General features: G+C 70.0%; 14 protein-coding genes, 1 tRNA gene and 1 pseudogene. 12 read left to right on the top strand and 4 right to left on the bottom strand.

The genetic code is table 11. The features are described from left to right. Window positions 1-19 precede the first annotated feature (19 nt). From hisC to GGD88_RS04995, 4 genes are all read left to right on the top strand, one after another. Complete coding sequence (gene hisC, locus GGD88_RS05010; RefSeq protein WP_221237008.1) at window positions 20-1111, top strand: histidinol-phosphate transaminase; 1092 nt, start codon at window positions 20-22, stop codon at window positions 1109-1111. Then, the gene (locus tag GGD88_RS05005) at window positions 1108-1989 is read left to right on the top strand and encodes a prephenate/arogenate dehydrogenase family protein (RefSeq protein ID WP_184432372.1); all 882 of its coding nucleotides are present in this window, start codon (window positions 1108-1110) and stop codon (window positions 1987-1989) included. Before hisC ends, GGD88_RS05005 begins: the two co-directional genes overlap by 4 nt. 4 nt (window positions 1990-1993) lie before the next feature. Beyond that, window positions 1994-2575, top strand: a complete 582-nt coding sequence (locus tag GGD88_RS05000) for an HD domain-containing protein (RefSeq protein ID WP_184432370.1) — start codon at window positions 1994-1996, stop codon at window positions 2573-2575. A gap of 145 nt (window positions 2576-2720) precedes the next feature. Further along, window positions 2721-3254, top strand: a complete 534-nt coding sequence (locus tag GGD88_RS04995; protein ID WP_184432368.1) for an REP-associated tyrosine transposase — start codon at window positions 2721-2723, stop codon at window positions 3252-3254. Window positions 3255-3327: 73 nt separating this feature from the next. On the opposite strand, the gene ada is transcribed toward GGD88_RS04995, so the two are convergent. Next, entirely contained in the window at window positions 3328-4419 is a 1092-nt protein-coding gene (gene ada, locus GGD88_RS04990; RefSeq protein ID WP_184432366.1) for a bifunctional DNA-binding transcriptional regulator/O6-methylguanine-DNA methyltransferase Ada, read from the bottom strand. 206 nt (window positions 4420-4625) lie between these two features. Between ada and GGD88_RS04985 the strand changes: the two genes are divergently transcribed. The 8 genes from GGD88_RS04985 to scpC all read left to right on the top strand — a co-directional run bounded on the left by GGD88_RS04985 (window position 4626) and on the right by scpC (window position 14193). Then, a complete protein-coding gene (locus GGD88_RS04985) occupies window positions 4626-6047 on the top strand; it encodes an aspartate aminotransferase family protein (RefSeq protein ID WP_184432364.1) in 1422 nt (473 codons plus the stop codon). 65 nt (window positions 6048-6112) lie between these two features. Next, on the top strand, window positions 6113-7207 hold the full coding sequence (locus GGD88_RS04980) for a polyamine ABC transporter substrate-binding protein (RefSeq protein WP_184432362.1): 1095 nt from the start codon (window positions 6113-6115) through the stop codon (window positions 7205-7207). A gap of 133 nt (window positions 7208-7340) precedes the next feature. Continuing rightward, window positions 7341-8519, top strand: a complete 1179-nt coding sequence (locus tag GGD88_RS04975; RefSeq protein ID WP_184432360.1) for an ABC transporter ATP-binding protein — start codon at window positions 7341-7343, stop codon at window positions 8517-8519. Continuing rightward, on the top strand, window positions 8516-9532 hold the full coding sequence (locus tag GGD88_RS04970) for an ABC transporter permease subunit (RefSeq protein WP_184432358.1): 1017 nt from the start codon (window positions 8516-8518) through the stop codon (window positions 9530-9532). The genes GGD88_RS04975 and GGD88_RS04970 overlap by 4 nt, the downstream gene beginning before the upstream one ends. A 1-nt stretch (window position 9533) precedes the next feature. Beyond that, window positions 9534-10379 (top strand): ABC transporter permease subunit, encoded by an 846-nt coding sequence (locus GGD88_RS04965; protein ID WP_184432356.1) that lies wholly within the window; start codon window positions 9534-9536, stop codon window positions 10377-10379. Between the two features lie 343 nt (window positions 10380-10722). Then, window positions 10723-11106, top strand: coding sequence for an adenosylmethionine decarboxylase (gene speD / locus GGD88_RS04960; protein WP_343056270.1), 384 nt, complete (start codon window positions 10723-10725; stop codon window positions 11104-11106). A gap of 206 nt (window positions 11107-11312) precedes the next feature. Then, complete coding sequence (locus GGD88_RS04955) at window positions 11313-12443, top strand: type III PLP-dependent enzyme (RefSeq protein WP_425502572.1); 1131 nt, start codon at window positions 11313-11315, stop codon at window positions 12441-12443. Between the two features lie 214 nt (window positions 12444-12657). Continuing rightward, window positions 12658-14193 carry a succinyl-CoA:acetate CoA-transferase ScpC gene (gene scpC / locus GGD88_RS04950; protein WP_425502571.1) on the top strand — a complete coding sequence of 512 codons (1536 nt, stop codon included), beginning with the start codon at window positions 12658-12660 and terminating at the stop codon, window positions 14191-14193. Window positions 14194-14244: 51 nt separating this feature from the next. Here scpC and mfd read toward each other — a convergent pair whose 3' ends face one another. The 3 genes and pseudogenes from mfd to GGD88_RS04935 form a co-directional block, all read right to left on the bottom strand. Then, window positions 14245-17688 carry a transcription-repair coupling factor gene (gene mfd, locus GGD88_RS04945; RefSeq protein WP_184432568.1) on the bottom strand — a complete coding sequence of 1148 codons (3444 nt, stop codon included), beginning with the start codon at window positions 17686-17688 and terminating at the stop codon, window positions 14245-14247. Window positions 17689-18035: 347 nt separating this feature from the next. Further along, window positions 18036-18112: transfer RNA gene (locus GGD88_RS04940), tRNA-Arg, on the bottom strand. Window positions 18113-18210: 98 nt separating this feature from the next. Continuing rightward, window positions 18211-18372 (bottom strand): annotated as a pseudogene (locus GGD88_RS04935) (ISAs1 family transposase); the annotation flags it as partial.

The raw sequence follows: 18372 nt of genomic DNA, 5'->3' as shown, positions 1-18372 counted from the left end.
CCCGATCCGGATCCGTGTCATGAAACAGCCCGTCGTCCGCCCCGGCATCCTCGACCTCAAGCCCTATGTCGCCGGCGAGTCCGCGATCGCCGGCCACAATCGGGTGATCAAGCTGTCCTCGAACGAGGGCGCGCTCGGCGCCAGCCCGCAGGCGGTGGCCGCCCTGCGCGCCGCGGCGGCCGACGTGCACCGCTATCCGGACGGCGGGGCGGTCGCGCTGCGCGAGGCCATCGGCCGACGCCACGGGCTGGATCCGGCGCGGCTGCTGTGCGGAGCCGGCTCGGACGAGTTGATCTCGCTGCTGGTGCGCGCCTACGCCGGGCCGGGCGACGAGGTGCTGTTCACCGAGCACGCCTTTCTCATGTACCGCATCTACGCCCAGGGCGCGGGTGTCACCCCGGTGGCGGCCCCGGAAAACGGCCTGGTGGCGGATGTCGACGCCCTCTTGGCGCACGTCACCGAGCGCACGCGCATCCTGTTCCTCGCCAATCCGAACAACCCGACCGGCACCTACCTGCCCGAGTCCGAGGTGCGGCGCCTGCGCGAGGGACTGCGGGAGGACGTGCTGCTGGTGCTCGACGCCGCCTATGCCGAGTACGTCGAGAAGAACGACTATGAACCCGGGATCGGCCTGGTGGACGGCCAGCCCAACACGGTCATGCTGCGGACGTTCTCCAAGATCCACGGCCTGGGCGGCGCGCGGCTGGGCTGGGCCTACGGCCCGGACCATGTCGTTGATGTGCTGAACCGGCTGCGCAGCCCGTTCAACGTCTCGGCCCCCGCGCTGGCCGCCGGCGAAGCCGCGATCACCGACCACGCCTTCACCGACCTGGCGCGCGAGCACAACGACTACTGGCTGGCCTGGACCACGCAGCGCCTGCGCGCGCTCGGTCTCGACCTGACCGACAGCGTCGGCAACTTCGTGCTGGTGACGTTCCAGACCGAACCCGGCCGCACGGTCAACGACGCCGACAGCTTCCTGCGCGGCAAGGGCATCATCGCCCGCGCCATGGGGGCCTACGGACTGCCGGACAGCCTGCGCATCACCATCGGCACCGGCGAGGAGATGCAGGCCTGCGCCGATGCGCTGGCGGAGTTCGTCGCCGGATGACCGCCCCCTTCGAGCGCATCGCCATCCTCGGCATCGGCCTGATCGGCTCGTCCCTGGCGCGCGCGATCAAGGCCGAGGGACTGGCCCGTAGCGTCGTCTGCGCCGACGCCAACCCGGAGCACGCCCGCCGCGCCGAGTCCCTCGGCATCGTCGACGCCGGCGTCACCGACCCGGCCGAGGCGGCCGCCGGGGCCGACCTGGTGATGCTCTGCACCCCGCTGGGCGCCTATGCGGCGGTGGCCGAGGCCATCGGGCCGGCCCTCAAGCCCGGCGCCATCGTCTCCGACGTTGGCTCGGTCAAGCAGGCGGCCATCGACGCCATCGCCCCGCACTTGCCGGCCGGCGTCCACCTGGTGCCCGGCCACCCGGTGGCGGGCACCGAGAAGTCCGGCCCCGATGCCGGCTTCGCCGCCCTGTTCCCGGGCCGCTGGTGCATCCTGACGCCGGTGCCCGGCACCGACGAGGCCGTCACCCGCCGGGTCGCAGACCTGTGGCGGGGCTGCGGCATGAAGGTCGAGCGCATGTCGGCCGACCACCACGACCGCGTGCTGGCGATCACCTCCCACCTGCCGCACCTGATCGCCTACACCATCGTGGGCACGGCCACCGACCTGGAGGACCATCTCCGGCAAGAGGTCATCAAGTACTCGGCCTCGGGTTTTCGCGACTTCACCCGCATCGCCGGCAGTGACCCCACGATGTGGCGCGACGTGTTCCTGAACAACCGAGAGGCGGTGCTGGACTGCCTGCAACGGTTCAACGAGGACCTGACCGCGCTGCAACGGGCCATCCGCCGCGGCGAGGGCGACGTGCTGTTCGACCTGTTCACCCGCACCCGCGACATCCGCCGCGGCGTGCTGGAGGCCAAGCAGGCGTAGCCGCATGACGACGCCCGAATCCCTGGATGGAGTCCTGACCTTCATCGAGGCCGCCGGCGCGCTCAAGGACACGCTGCGCAGCGGATGCACCGCCGGCGGGCGCGTCGAGAGCGTGGCGGAGCATTCGTGGCGGCTGGGACTGCTGGCCCTGGTGCTGGGGCGCGACCATCCCGAACTGGACCTGATGCGGGTGCAGAGCCTGTGCCTCGTCCACGACCTTGGCGAGGCGCTGCACGGCGACATCCCCGCCATCGATCAGGCCGACGATCCGGACCGCACCGCGCGGGAGCGGCGCGATTTCCGCACCCTGGTGGCCCCCCTGCCCGAGGCGACGCGGGCCGACCTGACCGCTCTGCACGACGAGTACGAAGAGGTCGCAAGCCCGGAAGCCCGATTCGTCAAGGCGCTGGACAAGCTGGAAACGCTGATCCACCACACCGAGGGCGCCAACGGTCCGGACTTCGACTACGCCTTCAACCTGGACTACGGCCGCACCGCCACCGACCGGGTGCCGCGCGTTGCGGCCCTGCGGGCGATGGTGGACGAGAAGACCCGCACCCGACTTCGCCACCGCGGCGACCGATAAGGGCGCCAGCGCCCCCGGGGGTTGGGTGGGGTGGGGGTCGCTACGCTCACCCCAACCAACCCGTCGATCGCTTTGATCGCCGCTGACCCCAGCCTCCCGGCATGGTATCGTGCATTGGCCAGATGCGCACCGAAGAGGCTCGGACATGCGGTATCGAAGACTGCGGATTCCGGCCGCAACATGGTTTTTTACGGTCGCCCTTGAGAATCGCCGCTCCTGCCTCCTGACGGAGCACATTGAGGCTTTGCGACGGTCCGTTAGGGGCGTGCACAGCGCTCACCCGTTCTACATAATCGCCTGGGTTGTTCTGCCGGACCACATCCACACGGTCTGGCGGCTTCCGGAAGAGGACTCCGGCTATGCGATGCGGTGGGGATTGATCAAGGCCGGCTTCTCCCGGCAAGTCGCCAAGACCGAAGATAGAGGCCCCAGCAGGCGAGAGAAAGGGGAGCGGGGGATATGGCAGCGTCGCTTCTGGGAGCACATGATCAGGGACGAAAGGGACCTGAACACCCATATCGACTACATTCATTTCAATCCGGTGAAGCATGGCCTGGTGAACCAGGCCAGGGGCTGGCCTTATTCGACATTCCACCGCTATGTTGCGCGCGGTGACCTCGATCTTGATTGGGGATGTACGGATAGTACATCGCATGGTTTCGGAGAGCCGTCGCCGTAGGTTGGGGTGACGTCCGCAGGGCGGAACCCCAACACGGTCTCCACGCGTTGGGGTTCGCTCCGCTCACCCCAACCTACGAATCGGACTTTGTGTCGGACGGGTTCGACGCTGCTTCCGTGTCCAGCAGCGCGCGCTTGCGCGCGGGCCCCCAGCGGTAGCCGCCCAGGCCGCCGTCGGTGCGCACCACCCGGTGACAGGGCACGACGAGGGCGACCGGATTGTCGGCGCAGGCCCGGGCCACCGCGCGGGTCGCCGTGGGCTGGCCGATGGCGGCGGCGACCGCGCTGTAGGTGCGGGTCTCGCCGGCGGGAATACGCCGCAGTTCGGCCCACACCCGGCGCTGGAACGCGGTGCCCGCCAGATCCAGCGGCACCTCCGGCGCCGTGCCGGGGGCTGCCGCCAGCGCGAGCACCGCCGGCAGCACGGCATGGGCGGCGGCGCCGTCGGCGCGCAGCGTCGCGTTGGGGAAGCGTGCGCGCAACGCCGCCAGCAGCGCCGCGTCGTCCTCCCCCATCGCCACCGCGCACAGGCCGCGCGGCGTCGCCGCCACCAGCAGCCGGCCCAGCGCGCTGTCCACGATGACGTGGTCGATCTGCACCCCGGCCCCACCCCTGCGGTAGGCCGAGGGCGTCATGCCGAGGGCGGCGTCCGCGTCGGCATGGGCCCGGGCCGGACCACTGTAGCCGGCCTCGTAGGTGGCGTCGGTCACGCTCGCTCCCTCCTCCAGGGCGGCCCGCAGGCGCGCGGCGCGCACGGTGCGGGCATAGGCTTTCGGGCTGAGGCCCACCTGGGCCTTGAACACACGGTGGAAATGCGACGGGCTGAACCCGGCGGCGGCGGCGAGGTCGGCCAGAGCCGGCTCGGCCTCCGCGGTGTCCTCCAGACGGGTCCGGGCACGGGCGATGCGCGCCGCCAGATCGGCCCCGGGGGCCTCGTCGGGGCGACAACGCTGGCAGGGCCGGAACCCGGCGGCCCGGGCCGCCGCCGGTCCCTCGAAGATACGCACGTTCTCGCGCTTCGGCCGCCGCGACGGACAGCCCGGGCGGCAGTAGATGCCGGTGGTGACGACGGCATAGACGAAGACCGATCCCTCGGGCGGGCGGCGGTCCACCACCGCCCGCCAGTGGGCATCGTCCGCCGGCCGCGCCACCGATCCCCTATGCATGCCCGCCTCCCTTGCCGGACGACCACCGAACCGGGGCCATCCTAGCGCCCCTCGCGCCGCGACCACATTCCGGTTCTTGCGATCGAATTCCGCCCGCACCGGCACCACCCAGCCGGGCGCTTCGCTCTTCCCAAACCCGGGAGGGTGGGTCAGAAATAGGGACGGCCCCACCCGGTGCCCGTGGTCCCCACCATATCGAGTCGCCCATGACCCCGCCCGCCGCCTCCGACGCGTCCGCCCTCCCCGCCGCGCTGCCCACCCGGTCGACGGCCGAATGGCGCGCCCTCGATGCCGCGCACGCCCTGCACCCGTTCACGGACTACAAGGCGCTGGCGGCCGAGGGCAGCCGCATCATCACCCGCGCCGACGGCGTCTACCTGTGGGACTCGGAGGGCACCCGCATCCTGGACGGCATGGCCGGCCTGTGGTGCGTCAACGCCGGCTATGGCCGGCGCGAGTTGGTGGACGCGGCGGCGCGGCAGATGACCGCGCTTCCCTACTACAACCTGTTCTTCAAGACCGCGACCCCACCGGCCATCGAACTGGCGCGCAAGCTGGTGGAGCTGACCCCGGCCGGACTGAACCACGTCTTCTTCACCAACAGCGGCTCCGAGGCCAACGACACCGTCATCCGCATGGTGCGCCAGTACTGGGCGCTGGAGGACCAGCCGGAGCGGCGCGTCATCATCGGCCGGCACAACGGCTACCACGGCTCCACGGTGGCCGCGACGGCGATGGGCGGCATGGGCGCGATGCGCCGGCAGGGCGGCCTGCCCCTGCCCGACTTCGAGCACATCCGCGAGCCCAACCGCCTGCGTTACGGACCGGACCAGAGCCCGGAGGACTTCGGCCGCGCGGCCGCCGGCTGGCTTGAAGAGGCCATCCAGGCCATCGGTCCGGGCCGGGTGGCCGCCTTCATCGGCGAGCCGATCCAGGGGGCCGGCGGGCTGATCGTGCCGCCGCCCGGGTACTGGGCCGAGATCCAACGCATCTGCGCCAATCACGGTATCCTGCTGATCGCCGACGAAGTGATCTGCGGCTTCGGCCGAACCGGCCGCTGGTTCGGCAGTCAGACCTTCGATATCCGCCCCGACATCATGACCCTGGCCAAGGGGCTGTCGTCGGGCTACCTGCCGATCGCCGCCGTCATGGTGGGCGACCGCGTCAGCCGCACCCTGATCGACAAGGGCGGGGAGTTCATCCACGGGTTCACCTATTCCGGCCACCCGACCGCTTGCGCCGTAGCGCTGGAAAACATTAGCATCCTGGAACGCGAGGGCTTGGTGGATCGCGTGCGGGAGGACATCGGCCCCTTCCTGATGGAGCGCCTGGAGGGCCTGCGCGACCACCCCCTGGTCGGCGAGGTGCGCGGCAAGGGCCTGATGGCCGGGGTCGAGTTGATCCGCGACAAGGACCAGCACAGTTTCTTCGCGCCCGTCGGCCGGGTCGGAACGCGCTGCCGGGATCACTGCTTCAGCAACAACGTGGTCATCCGCGCCGTCGAAGACACCATGGTGATGGCCCCGCCCCTCATCATCACGCGAGACCAGATCGAAACCATGGTCGACACCCTGGCGCGCGCGCTGGACCGGACCCAGCGCGACCTGCCGCGCCTGATGTCGTCCTGACCGGCCGCCGCCGGCATCCGCCGGCGTAGGGTGGCCCCCGCCAACATCCGGGATGGAGGGACTGTATGCCCGACCTTCGCACCGCCCTTGTCGCCGGCCTCGCCGCCGTCGCCGCCACCGCTTCGCCGGCAGCCGCGGAAGAGTTGCATTTCTACAATTGGTCGGACTACATCGCCGAGGACACGATCCCGAGCTTCGAGGCCAAGACCGGCATCGACGTGACCTATGACGTGTTCGATTCCAACGAGGTGCTGGAGGCCAAGCTGCTGGCCGGCAACACCGGGTACGACCTCGTGGTGCCGACCGGCATCTTCATGGAGCGTCAGGTCCGGGCCGGCATCTTCCAGCCGCTCGACAAGGCCAAGATCCCCAACATCGAGCATCTGAACCCGCAGCTCATGGACTACCTGGCCCAGCTCGATCCCGGCAACGAGCATGCCGTGATCTACATGTGGGGCACCACGGGCATGGGCTACAACGTGGACATGGTGAAGGAGCGGCTGGGCGAGGACGCGCCGCTGGACAGCTATGACATCTTCTTCAAGCCGGAGTACCTGTCCAAGCTGGCCGACTGCGGCGTCCACGTCCTGGACGCGCCCACCGAACTGCTGCCGATCGGGCTGCACTACCTGGGTCTCGACCCCAACACCGGGGACCGCGCCGACTTCGACGCCCTGACCGAGCTGCTGATGCCGATCCGGCCCTACATCACCAAGTTCCACTCCTCCGAGTACATCAACGCCCTCGCCAACGGCGACATCTGCTTCGCCATCGGCTGGTCGGGCGACGTGCTCCAGGCCGCCGACCGCGCCGCGGAGGCCGACAACGGGGTCACCGTGACCTACGTGATCCCCGAGGAAGGCACCCTGATGTGGTTCGATACCCTGGTGATCCCGGCGGACGCCCCGAACCCCGATGCCGCGCATGCGATGATCAACCACCTGCTGGAGCCGGAGGTGACCGCCGCGATCTCCAACTACGTCGCCTACGCCAACGCCAACGATGCGGCGAAGGCGCACATGGACCCCGAGATCCTCAACGATCCGCGCATCTATCCGACCGACGAGGTGCTGGCGCGGCTGTTCCCGGACCAGGCCTCCTCGCAGGCCGTGGACCGCCTGCGCACCCGGCTGTGGAACCGCTTCAAGACCGGGATCTGAGGAGCGCCGCGAACGCCTGATGGGCTACCTTCACGCATCCGTGACGCCGGCATCCCTTCCCCAGTCCTCCGGTTCACGGGGAGGATTGGGGAGGGGGGTGGGTGCGTGGCGGGACTGAAAGGACCCCGGTGACATGACCGAGACCAGGGCGCCGGGCGCCGCGACCGGGGCTGCGCCGCGCCCGGAGGGCAGCCGGCCGGGCGCGGTGCTGCGTCGGGCCGAGGCCCGGCCGATCATCGAGATCGACGACGTGGTCAAGACCTTCGGCGAGTTCCTCGCCGTGGACCATGTCTCGCTGACCGTCCGCGAGGGCGAACTGTTCGCCCTGCTGGGCGGCTCCGGCTGCGGCAAGACCACCCTCTTGCGCATGCTGGCCGGGTTCGAGCGGCCCACCGCCGGACGCATCCTGATCGGCGGGCAGGACATGACCGAGGTGGCGCCCTATGACCGCCCGGTCAACATGATGTTCCAGTCCTATGCCCTGTTCCCGCACATGACGGTCGAGGCCAACATCGCCTTCGGGCTGCGCCAGGACCGGGTGCCGAAGGCCGAGATGCGCGACCGCGTGGCCGAGATGCTGGAGCTGGTCAAGCTGACCCCGTTCGCCAAGCGCAAGCCCCACCACCTGTCCGGCGGCCAGCGCCAGCGCGTTGCCCTGGCCCGCTCGCTGGCCAAACACCCCAAGGTGCTGCTGCTGGACGAGCCGCTGGCGGCGCTGGACAAGAAACTGCGCGAGGAAACCCAGCTCGAACTGGTCGGCATCCAGGAGCGCGTCGGCACCACCTTCGTGGTCGTCACCCACGACCAGGAGGAGGCCATGACCATGGCCGACCGGGTGGCGATCATGGAGTCGGGACGCATCATCCAGGTCGACACCCCGCATGCCCTGTACGAGTACCCCAACACCCGATTCGTCGCCGAGTTCTTCGGCACCGTGAACATGTTCGAGGGGGTGCTGGTGGAGGACGAGCCGGATCACGTGCTGATCCGCTGCGACGCGCTCGCCAACCCGGTCTACGTCGGCCACGGCATCAGCGCCCGCGAGCAGGCCACGGTCTGGGTTGCCCTGCGCCCCGAGAAGCTGGCGATCTCCAGGACCCGACCCGACGCGGCCCACAACTGGGATCGCGGCATCGTCGAGGACATCGTCTACCTGGGCGGCATCTCCACCTTCCACGTGCGGCTGGACAGCGGTGCGCTGGCGCGGGTGACGACCCAGAACCTGGAGCGCATGTCGGCGCCGGAGATCACCTGGGACGACGTGGTCTACGTCTGCTGGCGGCCCGACAACGTGGTGGTGGTGACGTCATGAGCGAGGACAACCGCGCGCTCGGCCCCGGCGGGTCGGCCAGCCGCGCCGAGGCCGAACAGGCGTGGACCCAGGCCGGCGGCGGGGGCGACCACCGCCGATTGACCCGGCTCCAGCGCCTGACCGCCCGCTTCGGCCGCGGCACGGTCATCGGCGTGCCCTACCTGTGGCTGTTGCTGTTCTTCCTGCTGCCGTTCCTGATCGTGCTGAAGATCAGTTTCGCCGAGTTCCGCATCGGGGTGCCGCCCTACACGCCGCTGCTGGCGTGGCTGGAGGGCGGCTATATTCAGGTCAAGCTGGCGATCGGCAACTACCTGTTCCTGCTCCAGGACCCGCTCTACGTCACCGCCTACCTGAATTCGCTCAAGGTGGCCTTCTTCTCGACCGTGTTCGCCCTGCTGATCGGCTACCCGATGGCCTACGCCATCGCCCGGGCCTCGCCGTCGTGGCGGGCGGTGTTCCTGCTGCTGGTGATCCTGCCGTTCTGGACCTCGTTCCTGATCCGGGTCTATGCCTGGATCGGCATCCTCAAGAACAATGGCCTGATCAACAATGCCCTGATGGCGCTGGGCCTGATCGACGATCCGTTGCCGCTGCTGAACACCGAGTTCTCGCTCTACGTCGGCATCGTCTATTCCTATCTGCCGTTCATGGTGCTGCCGCTCTACGCTACCCTGGAGAGGATGGACGTCTCCCTGCTGGAGGCCGCGGAGGACCTGGGCTGCCGCCCGTTCAAGGCGTTCCTGACCGTCACCCTGCCGCTGTCGATGCCCGGTATCGTGGCCGGCTCCATGCTGGTGTTCATCCCGGCGGTAGGCGAGTTCGTCATCCCCGACCTGCTGGGCGGCGCCGACACCCTGATGATCGGCAAGGTGCTGTGGAGCGAGTTCTTCAACAACCGAGACTGGCCGGTGGCCTCGGCGGTGGCCATCGCCATGCTGGTGCTGCTGGTGATTCCCATCGTGATCTTCCAGCACTACCAGCAACGCCAGGCGGAGCGGGCGGAGGCGTCGTGACATGGGCACGCGGTCGGTCTTTCTCGTCTCGGCGCTCGCCTTCGGCTTCGCGTTCCTGTACGTGCCGATTCTGTTGCTCATCATCTTCTCGTTCAACGAGAGCCGGCTGGTGACCGTGTGGGGCGGCTTTTCGACCAAATGGTACGCCGAGCTGTTCCGGAACGAGCAGATGCTGGAGGCGGCCCTGGTCAGCCTGCGCGTCGCCGTCACCTCGGCCACCATCGCAACCGTTCTGGGCACCCTGTCGGCGCTGATGATGGTGCGCTTCGGGCGCTTCCGCGGCCGGCTGCTGTTCACCGGCATGATCACCGCGCCCCTGGTCATGCCGGAGGTCATCACCGGCCTGTCGCTGCTGCTGCTGTTCGTGTCGCTGGACACCATGATCGGCTGGCCGGCCGGGCGCGGCGTGGACACCATCACCATCGCCCACACCACGTTCTGCATGGCCTACGTCAATGTGGTCGTGCAGTCCCGCCTGGCGGGCCTCGACCGTAGCGTCGAGGAGGCGGCCATGGACCTGGGCGCGCGCCCCTTCAAGGCGTTCATGGTCATCACGCTGCCGATGCTGGGGCCGGCGCTGGTCTCCGGGTGGCTGCTGTCGTTCACCTTGTCGCTGGACGATCTGGTGATCGCCAGCTTCGTCGCCGGGCCGGCCGCGACCACCCTGCCGATGGTGGTGTTCTCCTCGGTACGCCTGGGCATCACGCCCGAGATCAACGCGCTGGCGACCCTGCTGGTGCTGGTCGCCACGGTCACCATCCTGATCGCGGCCGGCGTCATGTGGCGCCAGGAGCGCGAGCGCGAACGCGCGGTCACCAAGGCCCTGCGAGCAGAGCGGGGGGACTGATCCCGGCCGGCATGACCCGCGGCGCCGACGCTCCGAGACCACGGCCTTGCGATTTTCACTTGCGTCGCGGCATGGAACCCGTATCGTGCCCGGCCGTTCCGGACGCACCAGGCGCCGCAAGGATCCGCTTGGTGCGTTCGATTTTTTTTAGTAGCAACCAATGATGAGGCTTGTTCGACGAAACAAGACCCTTCGGGTTCAACGCTGGTTAGAGGGAGCTGGAACGATGCGCTATGCGTCCCCCCAATTGGCGGTGAATACTGAAGCGGAGGCCCCCGAAGCCCGAGCAGAAGTAAGATCCGTTCCGTCTGTCCACCTCAAGGCCGTTCCCAACGACGTTCCGGTGAGTGACGACAGACTCGACCACTTCATTACCGAGAATGGGCTGACATTCGCGGGCCGACATCTGATCCTCGACCTTTGGGAGGCCAAGGGCATCGACGATCTGGAGCGCGTCGAACAGGCCATGCGGGAGGCCGTCCGGATCGCCGGCGCCACCCTGCTGCACATCCACCTGCACCACTTCTCGCCCAACGGCGGGGTGTCCGGGGTGGCGGTGCTGGCCGAATCCCATATCAGCATCCACACGTGGCCGGAGTGCGGCTACGCGGCCCTGGACATCTTCATGTGCGGCGACGCCCAGCCCATGAAGACCATCCCGGTGTTCCGCCGAGCCTTCGAGACCGATCAGAGCCAGATCACCGAGCACAAGCGCGGCGTGGTCTGAGCCGGCCTGATCGAACCCGACCCCGGTCCGGTCGCGGGCAGACCCGCGACCGGCCCCTGTTGTGCTCCGTGGAGGTGGCCATGCCCCCCGTTGCCCTGCGCGCAGACCCCGTGTCCGCGCCGGCGCCCGCGTGCCGTCTGGAGAGCCCGGCCGGGGCGCGCGCGTTCAGCGTCGTGCCGCCCGCCCCCGACTGGGTGGCGCCCGGCGTGACACGCAAGATCGCGGCGGTCCTCGCCGAGCGCCCCGCCACCCCGTGCCTGGTCGTCGACCTGGACGTGGTGGAGGCGAACTACCACGCCCTGCGCGCCGCCCTGCCCGAGGCGGCGGTGTACTACGCCGTCAAGGCCAACCCGGCGCCGCCGCTGGTGGCCCGGCTGGTGGCGCTGGGATCGAGCTTCGACACCGCCAGCCTGCCCGAGATCGACCTGTGCCTGTCACTGGGCGCCGATCCGGCGCGGCTGTCCTTCGGCAACACGATCAAAAAGGCACGCGACATCGCCGCCGCCCATGACCGGGGCGTCGATCTGTTCGCCTTCGACGCCGAGGAGGAGTTGCGCAAGATCGCCGCCCACGCGCCCGGCGCGCGGGTGTTCTGCCGCCTGCTGATCGACAACGCCGGGGCCGAGTGGCCGCTGTCGCGCAAGTTCGGCTGCTCTCCCGCCATGGCCCGCGACCTGATGCGGCTGGCGGACCGGCTGGGCCTGCGCCCGGTGGGCCTATCGTTCCACGTCGGCTCGCAGCAGACCGACCCGGCGCAGTGGGATCCGGCGCTGGAGGCCGTCGCCCGCCTGTTCGCGGATCTGCGGGCGGACGGGCTGGCGCCGACACTGGTCAACCTGGGCGGCGGCCTGCCGACCCGCTACGGCCGGCCGGTGCCGGAGGCGGCGGTCTACGGCGCGCGCATCCGCGACACCGTGGCGCGGCTGTTCGACACCGCCCCGGACCTGATCGTGGAACCGGGGCGCGGCCTGGTGGGCAACGCCGGGGTGCTGGAGACCGAGGTGGTGCTGGTCGCCCGCAAGGACGCGGCCGAGACGCGGCGCTGGGTCTACCTGGACGCCGGGCGCTTCAACGGCCTGGCCGAGACCGAGGGCGAGGCCATCCGCTACCCCATCGCCACCGACCGCGACGGTGACGGCGCGGGCTGCGGGCCGGTGGTGCTGGCCGGGCCGACCTGCGACAGCGTCGACGTGCTGTACGACCGGGCGGATGTCCACCTGCCGCTGTCCCTGGCGGCCGGCGACCGGCTGCGGCTGCTGTCGACCGGGGCCTACACGACCACCTACGCCTCGGTCGGCTTCAACGGCTTCGCCCCCCTGGAAGCGCATTACGTCTGAGGCGCCCGCGCCTGACGTCCTGACCCGTCAGGACGTCAGCGCCGCACGGCGGCGCCAAGACGGCCGCCCGCCGCCAGTGCATGGCTGCCATGCGGGGCCACGTCGCGGCTAGCCGGCGCTGGACGGTCCTCGCTAGAAGACCGCCTTCGTCCGCGTCCCGGCCCGCCCGTCAGGGCCGGCCCGTGCCCGCTTCCCCCCAACCAGGAGGCCCCGCTTGAGCGCTGCCCATCGTATCGGTCACGCCGGCCTGCGCGCCCGGGTGATGAGCCCCGAGGACGCCGCCGGCCTGATCGCCTCCGGCTCCACCGTCGGCATGAGCGGCTTCACCGGCTCCGGCTACCCGAAGCGGGTGCCGCTGGCCCTGGCCCGCCGGATCGAGGCCGAGCAGGCCGCCGGACGGCCGTTCCGCGTGCGCATCTGGACCGGCGCCTCGACCGGCCCGGAACTGGACGGCGCCCTGGCCAAGGCCGACGGCATCGAGTACAGGCTGCCCTACAACTCCGACCCCATCGCCCGCGAGAAGATCAACAGCGGGCGGATGCACTATGTAGACATGCACCTGAGTCAGGTGGCGCCGGTCGCCTGGCAGGGCTTCCTGGGGCCGCTGGACACCGCCCTGGTCGAGGTCTCCGGCATCACCGAGGACGGCGACCTCATCCCCTCCACCTCCGTCGGCAACAACAAGACCTGGCTGGAGCGCGCGGGGCAGGTGATCCTGGAGGTCAACCGCTGGCAGAGCGAAGCCCTGCACGGGATGCACGACATCTACTACGGCGCCGCCCTGCCTCCGAACCGGGTGCCGATTCCCCTGGTCCGCCCCGACCAGCGCATCGGTCAGCCCACGTTCCGTTGCGACCTGGACAAGGTGGTGGCGGTGGTGGAAACCGACGCGCCCGACCGCAACCAGCCGTTCTCGACGCCGGACGCGGTGGCCGAGGCCATCGCCGGGCACCTGCTGGCGTTCTTCCGCCACGAGGTGGCGCGCGGGCGCCTGCCGGCCTCGCTGCTGCCGTTGCAGTCCGGGGTGGGCAATGTCGCCAACGCCGTGCTTGCCGGCTTGATGGATGCCCCCTTCGACACCCTGACCGCCTACACCGAGGTGATTCAGGACGGCATGCTGGATCTGTTGGAGAGCGGCAAGCTGTCCCTGGCCTCGGCCACCTCGCTGTCGCTGAGCCCGGCGGCGGTGGAGCGGTTCAACCGCGATGCCGCGCGCTTCCGCGACCGGGTGATCCTGCGCCCGCAGGAGATCTCCAACCATCCGGAACTGGTGCGCCGCCTGGGCTGCCTGGCCATGAACGGGCTGATCGAGGCCGATATCTACGGCAACGTCAACTCGACCCACGTCATGGGCTCGCGCATTCAGAACGGCATCGGTGGCTCCGGCGACTTCGCCCGCAACGCCTATGTGTCCATCTTCATGACGCCCTCGACCGCCAAGGGCGGCGCCATCTCGGCCATCGTGCCGAAGGTCAGCCACGTCGACCACATCGCCCAGGACGTGCAGGTGCTGGTCACCGAGCACGGCCTGGCCGACCTGCGCGGCCTCGCCCCCCGGCAGCGCGCCCGGGCGATCATCGACACCTGCGCCCATCCGGATTATCGCCCGGCCCTGGTCGACTACCTGGAGCGGGCCGAGGCCGGCTCCTTCGGCGGCCACACCCCGACCCTGCTCGGCGAGGCGTTCGCCTGGCACCGACGCTTCATCGAGACCGGGTCGATGCGGCCCGCCGACGGCGGGGCGCGCTGACCGGCCGTCCGCCCTCCCTGGTGACGGGGCGGCGTGGGGGGCGCCCGCCCCCTACCCCGCCGCCACCGCCGCCAGATCGCTCATCAACCGGTACAGCCCCTGCAGGCGATGCGCGGCCTGATGCCAGTCGCGCTTGACCACCAGCTTGTGGTCCGGACGCAGCTTCACCGTGGCCGGGTTCTGGCCGATGAACCGCACCAGCCCGGCCGGATTGGGGAAGTCGTTGCCCCGGAAGGCGATCACCGCGCCCTTCGGCCCGGCGTCGATCTTCTCGGCGTTGGCGGCGCGGCACAGCACCTTGATGCGGATCACCTTGAGCAGGTTCTCCACCTCGGTCGGCAGCGGCCCGAAGCGGTCGATCATCTCGGCGGCCAGGGTCTCCACCTCGTCGTCGGCGGTCACCTCGCCGATACGCCGATACAAGGACAGCCGCACCCCCAGGTCGGGCACGTAGCGCTCGGGGATCAGGATCGGGGAGCCCAGCGTGATCTGGGGCGACCAGGTCTCGTCCAGCGCCTCCATCCCCTCGCCGGCCCGGGCGGCGGCCACCGCCTCTTCCAGCAGATGCTGGTAGAGTTCGATCCCGACTTCCTTGATGTGGCCCGACTGTTCGTCGCCCAGCAGGTTGCCGGCGCCGCGGATGTCCAGGTCGTGGCTGGCGAGGGTGAAGCCGGCGCCCAGGGTGTCCAGGGTCTGCATCACGTCCAGGCGCTTCTCCGCCGCCTTGGACAGTTTCCGGTTGGGCCGGATGGTCAGATAGGCATAGCCGCGCGTCTTCGCCCGTCCCACCCGGCCGCGCAACTGGTAGAGCTGGCCCAGGCCGAACATGTCGGCGCGGTGGATGATGATGGTGTTGACGCGCGGCATGTCGAGGCCGCTCTCGATGATGTTGGTCGCCAGCAGGATGTCGTACTGCCCGTCGGCAAAGGCGGTCATGACCTCCTCAAGCTGGGTGGCCGCCATCTGGCCGTGCGCGACCGCGAGCTTGACCTCGGGCACCAGGGCCTCCAGGCGCTCGGCCACCTCGTCGATATCCTTCAGGCGCGGGCAGACGTAGAAGCACTGTCCGCCGCGGTAGCGCTCGCGCAGGATGGCCTCGCGGATCACCACCGGATCGAACGGCAGCACGAAGGTCCGCACCGCCAGCCGGTCCACCGGCGGGGTGGCGATCAGGCTCATCTCGCGCACCCCGGTCAGCGCCAGTTGCAGGGTGCGCGGGATCGGCGTCGCCGACAGGGTCAGCACGTGGACATCGCTCTTGAGCTGCTTGAGCCGCTCCTTGTGCGCGACGCCGAAGTGCTGCTCCTCGTCGATGATGAGCAGGCCCAGATGGCGGAACGACACGCCCTTGGCCAGCAGGGCGTGCGTGCCCACCACCACGTCCAGGGTGCCGTCGGCCAGCTCCCTCTTGACCGCCGTCGCCGCCTTGCCGGTGACGAGGCGCGACAGGTGTCCGACCCGCACCGGCAGCCCGGCGAACCGCTCCTCGAAGGTGCGGTAGTGCTGACGCGCGAGCAGGGTGGTGGGGACCACCACCGCCACCTGCTGCCCCGACAGCGCCGCCACGAAGGCCGCGCGCAACGCCACCTCGGTCTTGCCGAAGCCGACGTCACCGCAGATCAGGCGGTCCATCGGCTTGCCGCTGGTGAGGTCGTCCAGGGTCTCACCAATGGCGCGGAGCTGGTCGTCGGTCTCGGCGTACGGGAAGCGCGCCGCGAACTCGTCATAGAGGCCCTCGGGCGGCGCGTACGCCTCGGCCGTCTTCAGGTGGCGGGCGGCGGCCACCTGGATCAACCGCTCCGCCATGTCGCGGATGCGGTTCTTGAGCTTGGCCTTGCGCGCCTGCCAGCCGACGCCGCCCAGCTTGTCGAGCTGCACGCCGGCGGTCTCGGAGCCATAGCGCGACAGGACCTCGATGTTCTCCACCGGCACGAACAGCTTGTCCTCGCCGGCATAGATCACCCGCACACAGTCGTGCGGCGCGCCCCCCACGCTCAGGGTCTCCAGGCCGTCGTAGCGGCCGATGCCGTGGTCCACATGCACCACCAGATCGCCCTCGGTCAGGCTGGTGGCGTCGCGGATGAAGCCGTCGGCCTTGCGCTTCTTCTTCTGCGGCCGCGCCAGGCGGTCGCCCAGCACGTCCTGTTCGGCGATCACCGCCAGATCCGGGGACTCGAAACCGCGGTCGAGGCCGAGCGCGATCACCGCCACCGCGTCCCGGGGCACGCCGGCCAGATCGCCCCACGCCTCCACCGTCTCCACCCGGGCGGCGCCGTGGTCGCGGATCAGCCCGCCCAGCCGGTCGCGCGAGCCCAGGCTGTAGGCCGCGAGCACGACCCGCCGGCCCTTGTCGATGCGGTCGGCGGCGTGGCCGGCGACGGCGGCAAACAGGTTCTCGCCGGTGCGGGCGCGTACGTCGGCGAAGTCGCGCCCCGGCCGGCCCTCCATGTCCAGGGTCTCGGGGGCGGTCTCGGCCGGGGCATAGGGCGACAGGTCGAACACCCGCGGCGCCGCCGCCAGCATGCGGCGCCAGTCCTCCTCGGTCAGGTAGAGCCGCGCCGGCGGAATCGGATTGTAGAGAAGGCCCCCCTCGGCAGAACCCGACTCGGCGATGTCCCGGCGTGCGCTGTAATACTCGCTGACCTGCTCCCAGCGCGAGACGCGCGCCCCCTCGGCATCGGGGTCCAGGGTGAGCACGGCCTCCGGCACATAGGCCAGCAGGGTGTCCATGCCGTCGTGGAACAGCGGCAGCCAATGCTCCATCCCCGGCATGGCCTGCCCGGCGGAGACGGCCTCGTACAGGGCATCGTCCCGCTTGGGCGTTCCGAACAGCTCCCGGTAGCCGGAGCGGAAGCGGGCGATCGACTCGTCGTCCAGCGTCAGCTCGCTCATTGGCCGCAGGACCAGGCGCTCGGCCTCGCCGGTGGTGCGCTGACTGACCGGATCGAACACGCGGATCGAATCGACCTCGTCGCCGAACAGGTCGAGGCGCAGCGGGTCCGGCTGGCCCGGGGGGAACAGGTCCACCAGACCGCCGCGCACGGCGTATTCGCCCGGCTCCATCACCTGCTCGGCGCGGACGTAGCCGGTGCGCCCCAGGAAGGCCAGCAGGGCGTCCATGTCCAGGCTCTCGCCCATGGCGACCGTGAAGGCAGCCCCCGCGAGCGACTCGCGCGGCGGCACCCGCTGGGTGACGGCGTTGACAGTAGTGACGACCAGCAGCGGCGCCGGTCCCGGTCCCTCGACCGGCAGCGCGGCCAGCGCGGCCAGGGCGTCGACCCGCCGCGCCAGGATGTCGGCATGGGGCGACACCCGGTCATAGGGCACGCAGTCCCAGGCCGGCAGGTCCAGCACCCGCAGGTCCGGCGCCAGGAAGCGGACGGCGTCGACCACCGCGGTCAGGCGCACGTCGTCGCGCGCCACGTGCAGCACGGGCCGGCCCTTGCGCGCACGCGCCATCGCCGCCAGCACCAGGGCGTCGTACCCCTCCGGCATGCCGGCGAGGGTGACGCGGCCCCGCGTTTCATGCAGGGCCTTCTCGATCTGTCGTTTCAGCACAGGCCGGATCTTGTGTTGCTGGGGAGCCGCCGTCGGGACAGGCCGAATAGCGCCCGGCCCGGCGCGCTGTCAATGCGACGGACGGCGAGCAGCTGGCCGTCGACGGTCGCTCGGCGGCACACCCGGTCGCGATCGGTTCGGGAGGACGTGGCGCACCCCGTCGGACGACGTCCGGTCCACGCAAGACCGAGGGCAAGCCGTTTCGACGTCGGGAGAAATGGCGCGCCCGTTCGAACTGTGTTCGAACTTCTTTTCAAGGAAGACGGCCGCCATTCCTGAAGGAATGGCGCGCCCGAGAGGATTCGAACCTCTGACCTTCGGCTCCGGAGGCCGACGCTCTATCCGGCTGAGCTACGGGCGCATCGGCGGCGCGTCGGCCATCGGGGCCGCGCCGCGAAGAGGAGGGACACTAGCCCATCCGCCGCCGCCGTGCAACGGGCGTTTCGCGCTCGCGCAGGGCTATCGCATTTGGCCGATGATGGTTCTGGCGAAGTCGTTGGTCCAACCACAGCGCTTGCGTTTGCGACGGATGGAGATGCCGGGCCGGGCGCGGCGGAGGACGTTGAGGGCCAGTTTGCGCAGGATGGCGAGGTTTTCGGGGCCGTGATCCTTGCGGTTTCG

The organism is Roseospira goensis, from assembly GCF_014197795.1.
GTDB lineage: Bacteria > Pseudomonadota > Alphaproteobacteria > Rhodospirillales > Rhodospirillaceae > Rhodospira > Rhodospira goensis.
This window is presented reverse-complemented; position numbering and strand designations above follow the sequence as displayed.